The 13316-nt window shown below is 71.5% G+C and carries 8 protein-coding genes; 3 read left to right on the top strand and 5 right to left on the bottom strand.

Going from position 1 to position 13316, the window contains the following annotated elements; genetic code table 11:
- Nucleotides 1-3 precede the first annotated feature (3 nt).
- Nucleotides 4-960 carry an amino acid ABC transporter permease gene (locus tag ACFYOP_RS20925; protein ID WP_356898242.1) on the bottom strand — a complete coding sequence of 319 codons (957 nt, stop codon included), beginning with the start codon at nt 958-960 and terminating at the stop codon, nt 4-6.
- Entirely contained in the window at nt 960-1913 is a 954-nt protein-coding gene (locus ACFYOP_RS20920) for an ABC transporter substrate-binding protein (RefSeq protein WP_356898243.1), read from the bottom strand. The genes ACFYOP_RS20925 and ACFYOP_RS20920 overlap by 1 nt, the downstream gene beginning before the upstream one ends.
- A gap of 654 nt (nt 1914-2567) precedes the next feature.
- Between ACFYOP_RS20920 and ACFYOP_RS20915 the strand changes: the two genes are divergently transcribed.
- A complete protein-coding gene (locus ACFYOP_RS20915) occupies nt 2568-3440 on the top strand; it encodes a tryptophan 2,3-dioxygenase family protein (protein ID WP_356898244.1) in 873 nt (290 codons plus the stop codon).
- Nucleotides 3437-4987: a tryptophan halogenase family protein gene (locus ACFYOP_RS20910; RefSeq protein WP_356898245.1), complete on the top strand. Its 1551-nt coding sequence runs from the start codon at nt 3437-3439 to the stop codon at nt 4985-4987. Before ACFYOP_RS20915 ends, ACFYOP_RS20910 begins: the two co-directional genes overlap by 4 nt.
- A gap of 89 nt (nt 4988-5076) precedes the next feature.
- Here the strand turns inward: ACFYOP_RS20910 and ACFYOP_RS20905 are convergent, their stop codons facing one another.
- From ACFYOP_RS20905 to ACFYOP_RS20895, 3 genes are all read right to left on the bottom strand, one after another.
- Nucleotides 5077-5532 (bottom strand): flavin reductase family protein, encoded by a 456-nt coding sequence (locus tag ACFYOP_RS20905; protein WP_356898246.1) that lies wholly within the window; start codon nt 5530-5532, stop codon nt 5077-5079.
- A 241-nt stretch (nt 5533-5773) separates the two neighbouring features.
- A complete protein-coding gene (locus ACFYOP_RS20900; RefSeq protein ID WP_356898247.1) occupies nt 5774-6493 on the bottom strand; it encodes a response regulator transcription factor in 720 nt (239 codons plus the stop codon).
- A 239-nt stretch (nt 6494-6732) separates the two neighbouring features.
- On the bottom strand, nt 6733-7617 hold the full coding sequence (locus ACFYOP_RS20895; protein ID WP_356898248.1) for a MurR/RpiR family transcriptional regulator: 885 nt from the start codon (nt 7615-7617) through the stop codon (nt 6733-6735).
- 304 nt (nt 7618-7921) lie between these two features.
- Between ACFYOP_RS20895 and ACFYOP_RS20890 the strand changes: the two genes are divergently transcribed.
- Nucleotides 7922-13285 (top strand): amino acid adenylation domain-containing protein, encoded by a 5364-nt coding sequence (locus ACFYOP_RS20890; protein ID WP_388452314.1) that lies wholly within the window; start codon nt 7922-7924, stop codon nt 13283-13285.
- Nucleotides 13286-13316: the final 31 nt, after the last annotated feature.

Raw genomic sequence — 13316 nt, 5'->3', positions numbered from 1 at the left:
CGCTCATCGGTCCGCCTCCTTCCGGCGCAGGGCCGCGGTCGCACCGAGGAACATGCGCCGCAGCGGGGAGACGCGGCTGCCCGTGGCGGATCCCCGGCCGTAGCGGCGCTCCAGCCACGCCTGGGGGAGGCTGAGCACGCTGACGAGGGCCAGGTACCAGATGGCGGCCACCACGAGCAGCGGGATGACCTGGTAGTTCTGGGCGTACACGGCCTGGATGTTCGACATCAGGTCGTGTGCGGCGATCACCGAGACCAGCGCGGTCATCTTGAGCATGTTGATGGTCTCGTTGCCCATCGGGGGGACGATGACCCGCATGGCCTGGGGGAGCACGATCCGCCGCATGGTGAGCATCGGGCGCATGCCCAGGGAGTGGGCGGCCTCGGTCTGCCCGGTGTCGACGGACTGGATGCCGGCTCGCACGACCTCGCTCGAGTAGGCCGCCTCGTTGAGCCCCAGGGCGAGCAGGGCCGCGATCGAGGGGGTGAGCAGTGAGTTGGTCTCGGCGCGGAAGAACGTGATGTCGGTGAAGGGGACGCCGATCTGCACGTACTTGTAGAGCGCGGCGGCGTACCCCCAGAAGATGATCTGGACCAGCAGCGGGGTGCCGCGGAAGAACCACACGAACAGCGAGGACAGTGCGTACAGCACCGGGTTGGCGGACAGCCGCATGACGGCGATCACGGTGCCGAGGGAGAGGCCCAGCGTCATGGCGGCGACCGTCAGCCACAGGGTGGTGGCCATGCCGTCGAAGACGAGGCCGGCGAACAGATACCGCCCGACCACGTCCCAGTGCACGTTGTCGTTGCGCGCGAGGGAGCCGATCAGGCCCACGAGGGCCGCCGCCGAGGCCGCGGCGGCGGCCCAGCGGCCGTAGTGCCGCACGGGCAGGACATCGAGGTCGGGTGGGGCCTTGTGGGTCGGCACGGTGTCGGACACGGGGCGGGTGCCGGTCTGCATCAGTCCACCGCCGCGTTCCGGGTCGCCTTGTGCAGCGCGATCGAGCCGACCCCGTACTTGTCGCAGATCCTGGTGAGCGTGCCGTCGTCCATGAGTGCCTGGAGGGCCTTCTGGATCGCGGTGGTGAGCTCGGGAAGCTTCTTGCTGACGGCGATGCCGTTCGGGGAGGAGTCGTAGCCGCCGGGCGCCTTCGGGTCCTCGACGAGGTCGAAGGCCTTGCCGTCGGCGGCGGTCTTGGCGGTCCAGCCGGCGGCCGGCTTGGTCAGCACGTCGGCGACGACCTTGCCGGAACGCAGCGCCAGTTGGGCGTCGGAGTCCTTGGGGAAGGTCTGGATGTCCATCTTCCCGCGGCCGGAGCCGGTGCAGGTCGCCTGATGGGCGGTGAGGAGCTTGAGCTGGTTGGTCGCGGCCTGCACGCCGACCTTGCGGCCGCACAGGTCGTCCAGGTCGCCGATTTTCTCCGGGTTGCCCTCGGCGACCATGATCCCGGACCCGGACCGGGTGTAGTCGACGAAGTCGACGACCTGCTGCCGGTCCCTGTTGTCCGTTATGGCGGACATCGCGATGTCGAACTTGCCCGCCTGCAGGGCCGGCACGATGCCGTCGAACTTCTGCGCCGAGAAGGCGAAACGCACCCCGAGCTTCGTACTGAGGGCCTGCCCCAGGTCGTAGTCCAGGCCCGTCATCTCGCTGCTGCCCGCGGAGACGAACATCTCGAACGGTGGATAGGGAACGTCGGTCGCCACCCGGACGGTGCCCGACTGCTTGACGGCGTCCGGAAGAAGGACGTGCAGCGCGGCGTCCCGCTGTACGACCGTGCCGGCGACGGTGGCCTTGTCGCTCACGGCGGTGTCGGATCCCGCGGCGTCGCCGGAGCAGGCGGAGAGAGTGAACAGTGCGGTGACACAGGTCAGGGCCGCTGCGGCGGGGCGGTTCCAGGAGGTTGGAGTCACGATCAGATCCTTCTCGGCGAGCGGGGCGACGGCCGGGGCGTCCGCCGCTTGACGGTGAACGACGTTACATCTGACGCTGTCACGTGCCTAGATGTATCAAGCGTTACGTTCAGGCAATCTGCTCCGCTGTCGCCTGTCTCTTTACGCGGCATTGCAACGATGCAATCGTGTCCGTGCGCCGTTGCAACGGTGGTGGCGGCTGCTCCGCAGGGGACCGCGGAGAGCGCTGCCGCGGCCGGTCGGTGCACTCACCCGAGTGCGTCGACCGGCCTTTTCGCGTGCGCCGACGGCGGCGGCAGCGCGCGCACGCCTCCGCCCGGCGCGCCATGGCCCCGCCGCTCGGGGCCCTCCCCGTCGGCCCCGGTGCCCGCACCGTCCGTACCGCTCGATGCGCGCCGTCGCCGGGCCCGATCGGGTACCTCGGTCGGCGCTGCCGCCGCAGGCGGGATGACGGAAGGCTCGGACCGGCTCCCGTGCCCGGGACCGACCGACACCCGAAGGGGGCCCCGTGCCCGACCGCTCAGAACTGACCACCCGTCTGAACCCGGGTTCGGCCACGCGGCCCGGACCGGACCCGGACATGGCGAGCGGCCGGCTGCCGGGGCCGGCCGCCGCGCGACACGGCCGGACGCGTGCCGGAACGGACGGACACGGATGAAGTCCACGGCCGCCGCCCGGCCCGACGGCGACTTTCTCGCCCGTGCGGACCGCCCGCTGACCTACGAGCACTACCTGTGCGTTCCCGAGCTGTTGCGGCTGCAGCAGCCGCTCAGTGACGAGCCGGACGAGATCCACTTCATCATCGTCCATCAGGCGATGGAGCTGTGGTTCAGGCTGCTCGCCGACGATCTGCGCGCCCTCGTACGGCTGCTGGACGAGGGGCGCTTGACCGAGTGCTGCACACGGCTGCGGCGGATCAACGACACGACGGGCGTTCTGCTGACCCAGCTGCGCAGCCTGCGCACCCTCCCGCCCGCCGGTTTCCACGCCTTCCGAGGTCGGCTGGCCGGCGCCAGCGGCCTGCAGTCGGTGCAGTTCCGTGAACTGGAGGTGATCTCCGGCCTGCGCGGCGAGCGCTATCTGCGGACGGTCCGTGCCACGCACGGCGGCACACTGCCCGCCCCGGTCGCCGACGCGCTGCGCAGGCGCAGCGTGGCCGACGCACACCGCGACGCGGCCCGCCGTGACGGCCTGAGTGACTGGACGGAGCTGTATCTCCCGTCGCGCGCCGGGAGCGCACTGTATCTGCTCAGCGAACTGCTTCTCGACTACGACGAGTTGTGGCTGCGCTGGCGTACCGAGCACGTCACCCTGGTGCGCCGCGTGATCGGCGGGTCCACCCGGGGCACCGGCGGGGCGGGCGTCTCCCACCTCGAACGGACGCTCGCCCACCGCTTCTTCCCCTACCTGTGGGAGGTGCGCGACCACCTGCCCGGGGCGGTGGACGGCGCCCACCCGGCGGGTCAGCCGTCGCGGACCCCCGCCGGCGGATGCCCGGCGCTCTACGAAGGAGGAAACAACGCATGATCGGCCATGTGGTGATCGTCGGTGGCGGCACGGCGGGCTGGATGACCGCCACCTATCTCAAGGAGACGTTCAAGGACCGACTGGACGTCACGCTCGTCGAGTCGGCGAACGTGGCCACGATCGGCGTCGGCGAGGCGACCTTCAGCACCGTGCGGCACTTCTTCGACTACCTCGGCCTGACCGAGGAGGAGTGGATGCCGGCGTGCAACGCCACCTACAAGCTGGCCATCCGCTTCGAGAACTGGCGAGGGCAGGGCGAGCACTTCTACCACCCCTTCGAGCGCCTCCGCACGGCCGACAGCTTCACACTGGCCGACTGGTGGCTCAAGCTCGGACCGCACGACAGGCGCCTCGACGAGGCGTGCTACGTGCTCCCGGCGCTGTGCGAGGCCAAGCGCGCACCGAAACGGCTGGACGGGAGGCTGTTCCACGACTCGCTGCACGACGGCGGTGACCGGCCGCGGCGCACCACGATGTTCGAGCAGGACACCCAGTTCCCCTACGCCTACCACTTCGACGCCGCGCTGCTCGCCGAGTTCCTCGCCGCCCACGGGACGCGCCAGGGCGTGCGACGCGTCCTGGACGACGTGGTGGACGTGCGTCGCGACGAGCGCGGCGGGATTCTCGAGATCCTGACCGGGGGGCACGGCCCGCTGGCCGGCGACCTGTTCGTCGACTGCACCGGGTTCCGCGGGCTGCTGATCAACCAGACGCTGGAGGAACCCTTCGAGTCGTACGAGAACGTGCTGCCCAACGACCGCGCGGTGGCACTGCGCGTGCCCGTCGACACCGAGCGGGACGGCCTCGCGCCGTACACCACCGCCAGCGCCAGGGACTCCGGGTGGATCTGGACCATTCCGCTCTTCGGGCGCATCGGCACGGGCTACGTCTACTCGTCGCAGTTCTGCACGCCGGAGGACGCGGAGGCGGAACTGCGGTCGTTCGTCGGCCCGCGCGCCGCGGACGCCGAGGCCAGTCACATCCGCATGCGCATCGGCCGCAACCGGCGTTCCTGGGCGCACAACTGTGTGGCGATCGGCCTGGCCGGCGGATTCGTCGAGCCTCTGGAGTCGACGGGCATCTTCTTCATCCAGCACGGCATCGAGCAGTTGGTGCGGCATTGGCCCGACCAGGGGCACGATCCGGTGCGTGCGCAGGGTTACAACGAGAGCGTCGCCCGCTGCCTCGACGGCGTACGGGAGTTCCTGGTGCTCCACTACAAGGCGGCCACGCGCAGCGACACGCCGTACTGGAAGGCCACCGAGGACCGGGAGCTGCCCGAGGGCATGGCCGAGCGGCTCCGGCTGTGGGACGCCAGGCTGCCGTCGGAGAGCAGCGTGTACCCGTACTACCACGGCTTCGAGTCGTACTCGTACAACGTGATGCTCACGGGTCTGGGACGCGCGCCGCGGAGTCCGCATCCGGCGCTCGATCTGCTGGATCCGGGGGCGGCCCATGACCGGTTCGCGCAGGTGCGCCGGCAGGCGGCACAGCTGAGCGCCGAACTGCCCAGCCAGTACGAGTACTTGGCGCGACTGCACGGCTGACCGGCCGCCTCTCCACGCCGTCGGCGCCGGACCTCGAAGGTCCGGCGCCGACGGTTTTCTCTTCGGCGCGCAGCGGCGCCCGTGCTGTTCTACGCCGAGGGCCAGGTCGCGTAGCGCCGTCGGCCGTAGAGCAGCGGGCGGGGGCCGTCCGCGGTGACGACGTGCTCGACGGCTCCCAGGACGACGGTGTGATCACCTCCCGGCACCGTGCGCAGGACCCGGCACACGGCCGTCGAGTGGGCGTCGGACACGAGCCGGGGCAGTCCGTGCGGGTCGACGGGCTCCCAGTCGAAATCGCTGAACCGGCCCGGCCCCGGAGTGCTGAACCCGGCCGCCGCCCGGCGTCCCGCGGTGTGCAGCAGGTTCACCGCGAAGGCGCCACGTGACACGGCCGCCCGCAGCGTACCGCTCCGGTTGTCCAGGCACACCAGCAGGCTGGGCGGTCGCAACCCCACGCTGCACAGGGAGGTGCAGGTCATGCCACGGGGCGCTCCCTCGTCATCGACCGTCGTGACCACGGCGACGCCACTGGGAAAGCCGCTCATGAGCTCCCGGAACGTACGGGCATCGACGTCCCGCGTTCGGGAACCGGGTTCTGCCGCCCTCTCGGCGGGTCCCGGTCGGGTGCTCCACGACATCAGACGGCCCGTCCTTCACTCGACGACGGGGGAGGCCGGTGGCCGCCGCCCACGCCGAAAGGGCAGGGGCCGGGGCCACGATCCCCGGCCGGGCGTGAGTCCGGGGGGCCCGTCCGGGGCGGCCGGTCGGGGCCCGCGGTCGCGCCCCTCACAGGACGGCCGAGGGCGCGGGGGTGGGGACCAGCCCTTCCTTCACGGCGATCACAGCGGCCACCGTCCGGTTGGGGCAGTTGAGCTTCGCCAGGACGTTGGACACGTGCCGCTTGGCGCCGTTCTCGGAGATGCCGAGCCGGTGCGCGATCTGCTTGTTGCTCATGCCGTGCACCAGCAGGATCAGGACCGCTTCCTCGCGGGGCGTGAGCTGAGGTCCGCGGTCCCGGCGTCCACCGGACTTGACCTCCGACATCAGTTCCCGCACCAGGCTCGGGGGTATGGGCATCTCGCCGCACGCCACGGCCCGTACGGCGTGGGTGAGCGACTCCTCGGTGAGGCCGCTCTCCAGCAGGAAGCCGTCGACGTTCAGCCGACTGGCGCGCTGCACGCACTCGCGGACGGCGTTCGGAAGCATCAGCAGGACCTTGGCACCGACGAGCCGGACGGTGTCCAGTACCTCCTGCAGGGGACCGGCCTCGAGGGAGGCCGGCAGAACGACGATGTCGGGCCGACGTCGCGTCAGCACATCACGGACGGAGCAGGGGTCGTCGAGCACCTGGACCGAGCCGACGGCCGGCAGGGAGCACAGCAACGTCTGGAGGCCGCAACGGATGATGGCGTCCTCGTGGAACACCGCCACGTCCAGGGGCTGGGGGGCAGTGTGGTGGTCCCTCAGGTTGATGACGTCGTGATGGTGGATTGCCTGTTCGCTCACCGACCATCCTCCTCGTGGTTGTTTGCTCAATGGGGGGTAGGCGCGCAGGGGGGACCGTGCTGCACCCATCGGCACGAGTGACCGGTGGACGATCGTCACCGCGGATGGTGTGAGCGTCCCGCGCAACCATGACTCGGACGTTACAACCAAGCTGGTTTCACGGGAAGATGAAACGCACGGTCCGTGAGGGGTGCCCTGGGAAACGCGCGCCAATGGGTAAACATCGGGGAGTGAGCGCGTTACAAGCAGTTCTGTGTGAGGGCGTCTTGTTCTACTTGGTTGGTTTCGGCCCTGGGGGGATGGTCGCCGGAATCGGCCAGAACCGCCACGAGCGTCTCGATCAGTGCCAGTGTCGGCACCAGGCTCGTGCGCGGGACCGGAGAGCGCACCGACGCCGCGAGCACGACATCGGCGATCTCCGTCACGGGTGAGAACCAAGGATCGGTGAAGAGGACGATCCGGGCGCCCGAGTCCTTGGCCTGCCGGGCGATGCGCGCGGTGCGCTCCTCGTAGGGGCGGTGATCGAACAGGACCAGGACGTCCGTACGCCGCAGATCCCGGGTGAGCGAGGCCAGGGGAACCGGGTGATCGGGCACCATGTGCACCCCGTCGCGCAGCCGCATGAGACGCAACCCCAGACAGCGCGCCGCGATCCCGGTGAAGCGGCCGCCGTCGAGGAAGACCCGGTGCCCGGGCCGGCCGAGCAGCCGCACCGCCGCGTCCAGTTCCGTGGCCGGCAACGACGCCAGAGTCTCGCGGGTGCTCTCCGTCAGCAGCGCCGCCGCGCGGTCCATGCCGGTACATGGGCCGAGGGAGGTAGGCACCGCGCGGGGCGGGAAGGACGCCGTTTGCCCCGCGGCGCTCTGCCCCGCGGCGCTCTGCCCCGCGGCGCTCTGCCGGGCGTGCGCCGACACCTCCGCCCGGAGCGCGTCGCGCAGTGCGGGGTACCCGGCGAAACCGCACCGGCGGGCGAAACGGACCACGGTGGGCGCGCTCACCCCGGCCCGCCGCGCGAGCAGCGAGACGGTGTCCGTGGCGATCGCGGGGTCGTTCAGCAGCAAGCGCGCGACACGCCGCTCGCCGGGGCTGAAACGGCTCATGTCCCTGCGCAGCCGCGTGCTCACGTCCTGGCACCCTGTGTACACCCCGGCCACCCCCTCGCAGAGGTGACCGTATCCCACGGCCCGCGCGGTCAGTGTGCTTCAACTGGCCATCCTGCCGACGAAGTCAGGCCCGGTGCTCCCCTCGGAACGGCGGCAGGGCCCGATCCGGTACCTCGTCCGGCACGCCCGTCGGGCAGGGTCCCCACCGCCCCGGTCGGGCGGATCGGACGAGCCTGGGGCAGGCCGACGCGTGGTGCGACTGTGAACCACCGGTACCGCGCGCCGACGGCGAACCTCGGCGCGCACCGCTGTGAGGGGAGTTGCCATGACCCAGACCGTGCGAGGCCGTTCGGCCAGGAACGCGCCGTTGCCGGCCGACGTGCTGCGCTCCCTGTGCGAGCGGGCCGCCGACCGCGAGGTGCTGCGCGTGGTGCGGCCGGCGCAGGAGCCGGGCGCCCCGGACCGGACGGCCGGCATGACCCGCGGGGCGCTCATGGCACGGTCGTACGCCGTGGCCGCCGCGCTCGCCGATCGCGTCGAGTCCGGCGACCGGGTACTGGTGCTGCTCGACGGGGGCCCGGACCTGTTCGCCGCCTGCCTCGCGGCCTGGCATCTCGGCGCCGCGGCCGTCCCCGTCCCGCCGCCCGCCGGCGCCGACCCGGAGCGCGCGTTGCGGCTCGCGGAGATCGCCCTCGACGCGGAGGTCTCCGCCGTCGTCACCACCCGGCCGATGATGGAGAGGTGCCGCCCCCTGTGGCAGCGCCGGGCCGTGGCGCCCCTGGCCTGGCGCTGCGTCGACGGCCTGCCGGACTCGGCGGCGCCGCCGGCCCGGTCCGCCCTGCGCCCCTCCCATCCGGCGCTGCTGCTCTACACGTCCGGATCCACATCGAGCCCCAAGGGCGTGGTGGTCCCGCACGAGCGGCTGAGGGCCACGCTGGAACTGCAGCGGGAGCGCACCCGACTGCCCGACGGCGGGCACGTGGTGAACTGGCTCCCCGCACACCACGCACTCGGCTTCGGCAGCGCGCTGCTCGCCGCCTACGCCGGCGGATGCGCCACGCTGATCCAGCCCGGCGACTTCGTCGACGACCCGATGCGCTGGCTGCGCGCGATCACGGCCTCCGACGCCCCCGTCCTCAGCGGTGGCGCCCCCTTCGGCTACGAACGCTGCGTCGCCGCGGCCGACGAGGAGCGCTGCGCGGGGCTGGACCTGTCCCACTGGCAGGCCGCGCTGATCGGCGCCGAACGGATCCGGCCGCGCACCCTCACCGACTTCACCGAAGCCTTCGCCCCGTACGGATTCCGCACCGAGGCATGGTTCCCCGCCTACGGCCTGACCGAGACGATGCTGATCGTCACCGGCCACCGGAGCAGCCTGCCCCCGGTCGCCGTCGACGTCGACGCGGCCGCCCTGGAGCGGGGCAGCGCCGAACCGGCCCGCGAGGACACCGCCCGCGCCCAGACACTGGTGGGCTGCGGCTCCCCGGGCCCCGGGGCCGAACTGCTCATCGTCGACCCGGACACCCGCCGGCCGTGCCCTGACCGGAAGGTGGGCGAGCTGTGGATCACCGGTCCGGTCGTCATGGACGGCTACTGGCGCAGGACGGAGGAGACCGCCGCCACATTCCACGGCATGCTCGCCGGCGGCGGACGGCGCTATCTGCGCACCGGCGATCTCGGCTTCCTCCACGAGGGCGAGCTCGTGGTGTGCGGGCGCCTCAAGGAACTCGTCATCGTCCGAGGCCGCAACCTCCACCCCCAGGACATCGAACAGTCCTGCCGGCAGGCGGAACCCGGTCTGACCGGACTGCCCACGGCTGCCTTCTCCGTCGAGACGGAGGAACAGGAACGCCTCGTCGTGGTGCAGGGCATCGACGACCGCGCGGCCGGGGTCGCCGGCGACCTCGGCGCACTGGCCCGTGAACTGGCCCGCGCCGTCACCGCCGCACACGACGTGGAGGTGCACGACCTGGTCCTGGTGCCCGCCCACCGCATTCCGAAGACAGCCAGCGGCAAGGTGCGCCGGGCCGCCTGCCGGACGGCCCACCGGAACGGCGAACTGACCGTGCTGGCACGGGCCGGCGCCACCACGGCACCGGACAACGGCCGGGCCGGCGCGTCCGGTCACGGCCCTCGGCCGCCCCTCGCCGACGCGCTGGCCTCGGCCCCCGGCGACGCACGCCACGACGTACTCGTACGGCAACTCGGTCTGCTCCTGGGCGACACCCTGAACCGCGTCCTGGACGACGCCGACACGGACCGGACCCTGCTGCACCTCGGCATGGACTCACTGCGGACCATGGAGCTGCGGGCCCTGCTCCACCGCGAACTGGGCGTCCTTCTGCCCATGTCCCTGCTGGGCGGCAGCACCCCGCGGGACCTCGCGGACGCCCTTCTGGAGCGGCTTCCCGACCCCACCGCCGAACAGCCCGCGCCGGCCGCATCGCCGGTCACATCCGCACCCGGCGACCGCTACCGGCCCTTCCCGCTGACCGACCTTCAGCAGGCGTACCTGGCCGGCCGCGACCCCGAGTTCCCGCTCGGCGGCGTCTCCACCCACTTCTACGCCGAGTTCGACGCCGAGGGGCTCGACACCCCCCGGCTGGGGGACGCTCTGGACCGTCTGGTGGCCCGGCACGACATGCTGCGTGCCGTGTTCGGCGACGACGGCACCCAGCGCGTCCTGCCGCCCGAAATGGTGCCCGGCGGCCACCTCACCGAGTACGACCTGCGAGGCAGGCCCGGCGACGCGGTCCGACGGCACCTGGACGCAGTACGGGAGGAGATGTCCCACGACCTCCTGCCGACCGACAGGGCACCCCTGCTGGACATCAGGGTCAGCGTCCAGGACGCGGACCGCTGCCGCGTGCATGTGGGACTCGACCTGCTCGTCTTCGACGTGTGGAGCCTGCGGCTGTTCTTCCGCGAGTGGCAGACCCTGTACGAGGGCCGAGACGAGGGCCGTGACGACGCCCTGCCGCCCCTGGAGCTGACCTTCCGCGACTACGTCCTCGCCTCCCGGCAGGACGACGGCACGGCGCTGGAGGCGGCGCGGGCCTACTGGCACGAGCGTCTCGACTCCTTGCCCCCGGGCCCCGAGCTGCCCCTGGCCGCGGCCGTCGAACCGCGCGCCGGCCACCGGTTCCGGCGCCTGGAACACCGGCTCGACCGGGACACCTGGGCCGAACTGCGCCGCCGCGCCGCCACCCGCGGCCTGACCCCCGCCGCGGTGTTGCTCGCCGGCTACGCGACCGTGCTGGGCCGCTGGTCCCGCAACCGGCGGTTCACCCTCAACCTCCCCACCTTCAACCGCCACCGAGTGCACCCCGAAGTCGACACGATCATCGGTGACTTCACGTCGGTCACCCTCCTGGAGATCGACCTCGGCGACGCGGACCAGGGCCTCGGCCGACTGGCGGACCAGATCCAGTCCCGCCTGTGGTCCGACCTCGAACACCGCGCCTACAGCGGGGTGCGCGTCCTGCGCGACCTGGCCCGACGCCGGCCGCCGGCGGCGGGCGGCCTGTTCTCACCGATCGTGTTCGCCGGCGCCCGCGGACAGGCACCGAACGGCGACCCCGACCTGCCCGTCGACTGGCTCGGCGAACGGGCCTTCGGCATCACCCAGACGCCGCAGGTGCTGCTCGACCATCAGGTCTGGGAGGACGCCGACGGCCTGTCGTTCAACTGGGACCACGTCGAGGAACTGTTCCCGCCGGGCCTGGTGGACGAGATGTTCGGGGCGTACTGCCGGGTGCTGGAAGGGCTTGCCATCGACGACCGGCTGTGGGAGTCGGGCCCCGCCGATCTACGGCCGGTGAAACAGCGGGCGCTGGTGGCTGGGGTGAACGGCACCGGTGGTCCGGTGCCGGAGGGGTTGCTGCACGCGGGGTTGTTGGAGCGTGCGGTGGAGTGTCCGGAGAAGGTTGCGGTGGTGGCGGCCGATGGGGTGCTGACGTATGGGGAGTTGCGGCTGCGGGCGGCGGCGGTGGCGCGGCGGCTGTTGGCGGAAGGGCTGTCGCCGGGTGAGTTGGTGGCGGTGTCGATCGGTAAGAGCCGTGAGCAGGTCGTCGCGGCTCTGGGGGTGCTGATGGCGGGTGGTGCGTATCTGCCGGTCGATCCCGGGCTGCCCGTGGAGCGGCGGCATTTCCTGATGGAGCGCTCGGGTGCCCGCGTGGTGCTCACCTCCGGCCGTGAGGCTCCCCTGGGGTGGCCGGGTGATGTCACTGAGGAGTTGGTGGACCTCGGCGGACCGGTCGTTGAGGGGCCTGTTCCGGATGTGGTGGGCGCTGCGGGTGACTTGGCGTATGTGATCTATACGTCGGGTTCGACGGGGGTGCCGAAGGGTGTGGCGGTGTCGCATCGGGCGGCGTTGAACACGTGTGTGGATGTGTGTGAGCGGTTCGGGGTGGGTGCCTCGGATGTGGTGCTGGGGTTGTCGTCGCTGAGTTTCGATCTGTCGGTGTTCGATGTGTTCGGTGTGCTGGGTGTGGGTGGCACGTTGGTGTTGCCGCGTGCGGGGTCGGGGCGGGATCCGGGGCATTGGCTGGAGTTGGTGGTGGAGCATGGGGTGACGGTGTGGAACTCGGTGCCCGCGCTGATGGGGATGCTTGTCGAGCAGGCGGGTGATGCGGTCCAACTGCCTCTGGAACTTGTGTTGTTGTCGGGTGACTGGATTCCGGTGGAGTTGCCGGGCCGGGTGCGGGCGGTGGCGCCGGGGGCGCGGGTGGTGAGTCTGGGCGGGGCGACCGAGGCGGGGATCTGGTCCATCGCCTGTCCCGTCGGTGAGGTGGACCCGGTGTGGGAGTCGATCCCGTACGGGCGGCCGTTGCGCAATCAGCGTTTTCATGTGCTGGACGCGCAGTGGCGGGAGTGTCCGGTGTGGGTGGCGGGGGAGTTGTTCATCGCCGGTGCGGGTCTGGCCGAGGGGTACTGGCGTGATCCGGAGCGGACGGCGGTCTCGTTTGTGACCCACCCCGTCACGGGGGAGCGGTTGTATCGGACGGGGGATGTGGGGCGGTGGCTGCCGTCGGGGGACATCGAGTTCCTGGGCCGGGAGGACTTCCAGGTCAAGGTCGGCGGCTTCCGTATCGAACTCGGTGAGATCGAGGCGGCGCTGGCCGGATGCGAGGGAGTACGGGCCGCTGTCGTGGCGGCGCCGGGTGCGCGTCATCACCGTCGTCTGGTGGGGTATGTCGTGGCCGAAGGGCCGCTGGACGAGGGGGAGTTGCTGGAGCGGGTACGGGCGCATGCCGAGCGGCGCCTGCCTGGCTACATGGTGCCCCCGGTCCTGACAGTCATCGACGAGATGCCGCTGTCCGCCAACGGCAAGGTCGACCGCACCGCCCTCCCCGACCCCACGACCAGTCAGCAGGAAGCGACCCGCGCGGCCACCGACCTGGAGGAGAAGATCCTGCGCGTCGTGTCGGCGCACACGCCCGCCGGCGGCGTCGGAGTGCTCGACAACTTCTTCGACCTCGGCCTCGACTCCCTCGTCCTCACCCGGATCCACCGGCGGCTGCGCGACGAGCTGGGCCTCACCTTCCCGATCACCGCGCTCTTCGGCGAGCCCAACGTGCGTCGCCTGGCGGGCCATTTGACCGGAGCGACCACGTCTTCCGGTACGACGCGCGCCGCGCGCGACCGCGCCTCGCTGCGCCGCGCGGCCCTCGCCCGCCGCGCCAAGTGAACGCCGCGGACCTCCCCCCACGCAAGAAAGG

The sequence above is a fragment of the Streptomyces sp. NPDC006294 genome (assembly GCF_042870895.1).
Classification (GTDB): domain Bacteria; phylum Actinomycetota; class Actinomycetes; order Streptomycetales; family Streptomycetaceae; genus Streptomyces.
The sequence above is the reverse complement of the archived record's forward strand: the minus strand, read 5'-3'. Positions and strand labels throughout refer to the sequence as shown.

Bases quoted from the DNA above. Each gene is read 5' to 3' on its own strand.
- ACFYOP_RS20925 (WP_356898242.1), bottom strand. From the start codon at position 960: ATGCAGACCGGCACCCGCCCCGTGTCCGACACCGTGCCGACCCACAAG.
- ACFYOP_RS20915 (WP_356898244.1), top strand. From the start codon at position 2,568: ATGAAGTCCACGGCCGCCGCCCGGCCCGACGGCGACTTTCTCGCCCGT.
- ACFYOP_RS20890 (WP_388452314.1), top strand. From the start codon at position 7,922: ATGACCCAGACCGTGCGAGGCCGTTCGGCCAGGAACGCGCCGTTGCCG.
- ACFYOP_RS20905 (WP_356898246.1), bottom strand. From the start codon at position 5,532: ATGAGCGGCTTTCCCAGTGGCGTCGCCGTGGTCACGACGGTCGATGAC.
- ACFYOP_RS20910 (WP_356898245.1), top strand. From the start codon at position 3,437: ATGATCGGCCATGTGGTGATCGTCGGTGGCGGCACGGCGGGCTGGATG.